At 61.8% G+C, this 4,939-nt stretch carries 2 protein-coding genes; both read left to right on the top strand.

Annotation, left to right across the window (positions count from 1 at the left end; all coding sequences use genetic code 11):
- Positions 1-270: 270 nt before the first annotated feature.
- The gene (locus tag Q0K06_RS13650; RefSeq protein WP_294553649.1) at positions 271-1,371 is read left to right on the top strand and encodes a flagellin; all 1,101 of its coding nucleotides are present in this window, start codon (positions 271-273) and stop codon (positions 1,369-1,371) included.
- A 248-nt stretch (positions 1,372-1,619) separates the two neighbouring features.
- On the top strand, positions 1,620-4,682 hold the full coding sequence (locus Q0K06_RS13645; RefSeq protein WP_294553646.1) for an FkbM family methyltransferase: 3,063 nt from the start codon (positions 1,620-1,622) through the stop codon (positions 4,680-4,682).
- Positions 4,683-4,939: the final 257 nt, after the last annotated feature.

The following is a 4,939-nucleotide window of genomic DNA, read 5'->3' as shown; positions in this document are numbered from 1 at the left end:
CCTTTAGGGGTATTGTCTGTATTATGCCCTTATAGGGCTTAATCAAGCCTCCGGCTTAGCCGGAGGTTGTGACTTTTGAAAAAATTTTTTCAGAGGGCTTATTTTTTCCCGCAGGACAGCCGACATACACAGTGAGACGGTTGAGCCGCGGCCCAGCCGTCCGGACCAGACAGCCCGGCCGGTCCGTAAAGGCCTGCGGCCCCGGCGGGCGGAACGATTTAGACGGGCGAGAAGGAACTTGCCCTGCCAACCTTCAAGGAGGAAAACATCATGCGTATCCAGCACAACATTATGGCGATGAACGCCTACCGCAACTACACCAACAACACCAGCGCGCTGAGCAAGAACCTGGAGAAGCTCTCTTCCGGCTATAAGATCAACCGCGCCGGCGACGACGCCGCCGGTCTGGCCATCAGCGAGAAGATGCGCGCCCAGATCACCGGCCTGGAGACCGCGCAGAAGAACGCCAAGGACGGCATCTCCCTGGTGCAGACCGCCGAGGGCGCTCTGACTGAGGTCCACGACATGCTCAACCGCATGGTGGAGCTGGCCGACCAGTCCGCCAACGGCACCTACGACGACGCCACCGACCGCGACAACCTGCAGAAGGAGTTTGATCAGCTGAAGAACGAGATCAACCGTATCGCTGACTCCTCCAACTTCAACGGCATCAACCTGCTGGACGGCTCCATGGACAGCAACACCAAGGGCATCGACATCACCAGCAAGCTCAGCGGCACCATCGGCAAGGCCGCCATTACCGCCGGCACCCAGCTTGACCTGAGCGGTACCTTCGCCGCTGGCGATAGCGTCACCATCGACGGCCGGACCTACACCTTCTCCGCTGCTGCCGACGGCAGCGACGGCGCCACCTTCAGCAACCTGGCCTCTCTGGCCACTGCTGCCAGCAAGAATGGCGTCACGATTGCCACTGGTACCCCCACTCAGGTGACTCTGACCAAGGACGGCGCCGACCTGACCCTGCAGATTGGCGACACCAGCGCCAGCTACAACCAGCTCCAGGTGGGCATCCAGGACATGCACGCCGATAAGCTGGGCCTGACCGATGACATCAAGATCAGCGACCAGGCCAGCGCCCAGGCGGCTGTGGACACCATCAAGAACGCCATCAACACCGTGTCCTCCGTCCGCGGTACTCTGGGCGCCACCCAGAACCGTCTGGACCACACCATCAACAACCTGTCCGTCATGACTGAGAACATCCAGGACGCCGAGTCCACCATCCGCGACACCGATGTGGCCGACGAGATGATGGCTTACACCAAGAACAACATCCTGGTGCAGTCTGCTCAGGCCATGCTGGCTCAGGCCAACCAGGTGCCCCAGGGCGTGCTGCAGCTGCTGCAGTAAGTCTTAATTTTCATAAGGCGCGCGGTCGTTTCCGCCTGGGACAGCATGGCCGTCCCGGGCGGGGGCTCTGCCGCGGGGATATGCCGAAATGGATTGCAGCCTCCCAAGGCGAGGGGCCGGTTCTCTGGAACCGGCCCCATTTTTTAAGGCGGCCGGAGAGACAGCCGCTGTATATCCCCGCCCCGCCCCGCCGGAGGGACTGGGATATATGTCAGTTGTCAAATTTGAACCAAAAGGTGTGCTTTATCATGGGAAAACCGCTTCTCTCTATTGGAATGATTGTAAAAGACGAAATACGCTGCATTGAAAAATGCCTCCAGGCGCTCCAGCCCCTGCGGGACGCCGTGCCCTGCGAGCTGGTCATTGCCGACACCGGCTCCGCGGACGGCACCCGGGAGGTGGCGGAGCGGTACGCGGACATTTTCTTTGATTTTCCGTGGAACGACGACTTTTCCGCTGCCCGGAACGCGGTAATGGACCGCTGTGCGGGCAAGTGGTACCTGTCGGTGGATGCCGACGAGTATCTGGTTCCCGATTTGAGGGAGCTGAGAGAATTCCTCTGGGCAAAGCACCCCAAAAACCTGCTGCTGGCCTTTGTCATCCAGCGCAATTACAGCTCAAAGGACATGGAAGGAAGGTACGGGGACTTTCCCGCCCCCCGGATGCTGCGCCTCGACAGCGGCCTGCGCTACCATGGCAGCATCCATGAGAGTTGGATGCTGCCCGCCGATGCAGACACAAAGATTCTCAGTAAGACGGTTTTTGACCACGACGGCTACGCCCCTCAGAGCCTGAAGCAGGCGCAGAAGAAAGCGGAGCGGAACATGAAGCTCCTCCGGGCGGAGCTGGAGAAGAACCCGGATGATATGCGGCGGCTCAACCAGTGTGTAGAGTCTTCTGTGCAGTTTCCACAGGAGCGGATGAGCTACATCCTGCGGGCGATGGAGCTGTTTATGGCCCAGCCCCAGCTGGTGCAAAGCCCCTTTGGCCTGGCGCTGTGCCGCACTTGCCTGCAGGCTGCGTTACTGGACCGCCTGCCCCAGGCGGCCCGGTGGCTCTCCTGGGGAGAGGAGCACATTGGGCAGAGCGTTTATTTCCGGGTGGACGTGGCGTTCAGCGCGGCAGTTTACTTTTTGAAAGACAAGGAGTACGAGACCGCCCTGTCCTGGGCGGAGCGCTATTTGAAGGCCCAGGAGGAGTGCGCCCAGCGGCGGGTCGCGGTGCTGAGAGAGACTATGGCCTCTTCCCTCAACTGCCTGGCAGAGGATGACCGGCAGCGGATGCTGTGCATCAAGGGCGAGTGCCTGGCCCGGCTGGGCCGGGAGGAGGAGGCGCTGGCAGTGCTGCTGCCCGTAGAGGCGGAGAAGCTGGAGCAGGCCTCGCTCGCCTTCTATCTTCAGGCCATGGACTGCCTGCGGGAGTGCCGCCGGGCCCAGGTGCGGATAGGGGAGCTGCTGGGCCCCGTCCTGACCGCCCCGCCGGAGGAAGAGGAAGAGCGGGAGAAGCGGCGCAAAAACGCATGGAACAAGTGGCTGATGCTGGTGGGAGAGCGGTTCCAAAAGCCCGGAGACGGGGAGGACGGCGGAGAGGAGCAGCTGCCCAACCGCTGGCATCTGTTTCGGGAGGTGCCCTGTGAGCTGGGCTGGGCCGCCCGGCTGATCGATGCGGACGAAGAGGAGGGACGGGCCCTGCTGGAGCGGATTCAGGACTGGCGGCAGGTGCCTGTTCTGGCCATCCGGCACGCCGTGGAGCTGAGGCTCCCTCTGCCCGAGTCCTTCTTCCGGCGCAGCGCCCAGGAAATCCGGGATGCCGCGGCTGCGCTTGTGGACCCGGAAAGGCCGGAGCGGATCGGCGCCCTTCTGGATTGGATGGACGGCTGCGACTTTACCGCCTCCATGCCGCGGTTTCAGTTCCAGTTTGAGCTGACCATGGCCGCGCTGCGGGCGGAGAACTGGAGGAGACCCGGGCGCGCCAAGCGGCTGTGCGGGCTGTTTATCAGTCTGGCGGCGGACTACATGCCCAACTATTATAGCGCCGCCCTTCTGGAAAGCGAGGAGGACTGGAACGCCCTGCCCGGAATGCACCAGTTTGCCCTCCTGCTGCTGAAGGGACAGCGGGCCTGGAACAGCGGAGACGAATTGGGCTGGGTGCGCGCCCTGCGCCAGGGGCTGAAGGCCGCTCCGGCCATGAAGGGCATGGTGGAGTTTATGGGCAGGCACCGGCCCGCCCGGCCTGTGGATCCCCAGCTCCGGGAGCTGGCGGACAGGGTGCGGGCCGTGCTGTCGCAGTACGCCCCCGGCGATCCGGCGGTACGCGCGCTGAAGGAGAGCCCGGCCTATCAGAAAGTGGCTCCCCTGCTGGAAAGCGGAGCGGATGCTGTGCCGTGGGAGCCCGCCTCTGCCGGCGTGGAACAGGAATTCGCCGCGCTGGAGCAGGCGTGCAGCTTTTCCAGCCTGGAAGAGGCGCAAAAGGCCGTCAAAGACAGCTTTTTCAGGCTGAGCGCCAGATACCAGAAGGGGCTGACCGCTTATTGGGCGAAGTTCCCGCTCTGGGGCAGCAGCCGGGATCAGGTGCTGGACGGCATTGCCCGGGCGTTTTTTGACCACTGGCGGGATTTTGCCTGGATGTACCGCCGCCTGATGGACAACCGTTCCCGCCGCACCCTGCTGGCTGTGCTGCGGAACTGGCGGAATTTCGAGGTCGAGCCGCTCAACAGCGTGATCGACAATCGCTTTGACGATTATTTCGATCTGGAGGTGCTGTCCTGCGATGAGACTGACGTCGTGGCCGATTTGGGCGCATATACAGGCGATACCTTCCTGTCCTACGTGAAAAACTATGGCGCCGAGGGCTATAAGCGCTATTACTGCTATGAAATTACGCCGGAGAATTACCAGAAGCTGCTCCGCGCCACGGCGTCCTATTCCAATGTGGTTTGCCGCCGGAAAGGCGCCGGAGCGGGACCTGGTGAGATGTTCCTCTCTCTCAACAGTGACAGCTCGGCCAACGGCCTGGAGCAGCAGGGCAGCGAGCGGGTAGAGGTGGCTGCGCTGGACGACGATATTGAGGAGCCCCTGACGCTCATCAAGATGGATATTGAGGGCGCTGAGCAGAGCGCATTGGCGGGCTGTATGCGTCATATCCGGCAGGAGCGGCCTAAGCTGGCTCTGTCGGTCTATCACAACTTTGAGGACCTCTGGAAGCTGGCCCGCATGGTGGACCAGGCAGCGCCCGGGTACCGCTTTTACCTGCGGTACCACGGAGGGAACCTGTGGCCCAGCGAGATCACGCTGCTTGGCGTCCCCGGCTGAGAGACAAAAGAGAATGCCGCTGCCGGCATTTCGGCGGCTGAAGCTGCCGCGCAGGTTTTCCTAAAGTGTCATTTTTTTAGGCGTTCCCGCCCCCCTGAGAGGGGCGGGAACGCCAAGAAGGAATACGGTATTGAGAATTTTCTAAAAAGGCGAGCGCTCCTGCACGGAGCGCTCGCCTTCCTCTTGCTTAAAGAACCACTGGCTCTGCCAGTGGATAAAGAGCTTATAGCTATGGACAAAAAAAGGACTCCCCGATA

The organism is uncultured Pseudoflavonifractor sp., from assembly GCF_944387805.1.
Taxonomy (GTDB): domain Bacteria; phylum Bacillota; class Clostridia; order Oscillospirales; family Oscillospiraceae; genus Pseudoflavonifractor.
Note: the sequence above shows the minus strand (reverse complement) of the source record. Positions and strands in the feature narration are given on the sequence as shown.

Excerpts from the sequence above, each read along its gene's own strand:
- Q0K06_RS13650 (WP_294553649.1), top strand. The coding sequence starts at position 271 with ATGCGTATCCAGCACAACATTATGGCGATGAACGCCTACCGCAACTAC.
- Q0K06_RS13645 (WP_294553646.1), top strand. The coding sequence starts at position 1,620 with ATGGGAAAACCGCTTCTCTCTATTGGAATGATTGTAAAAGACGAAATA.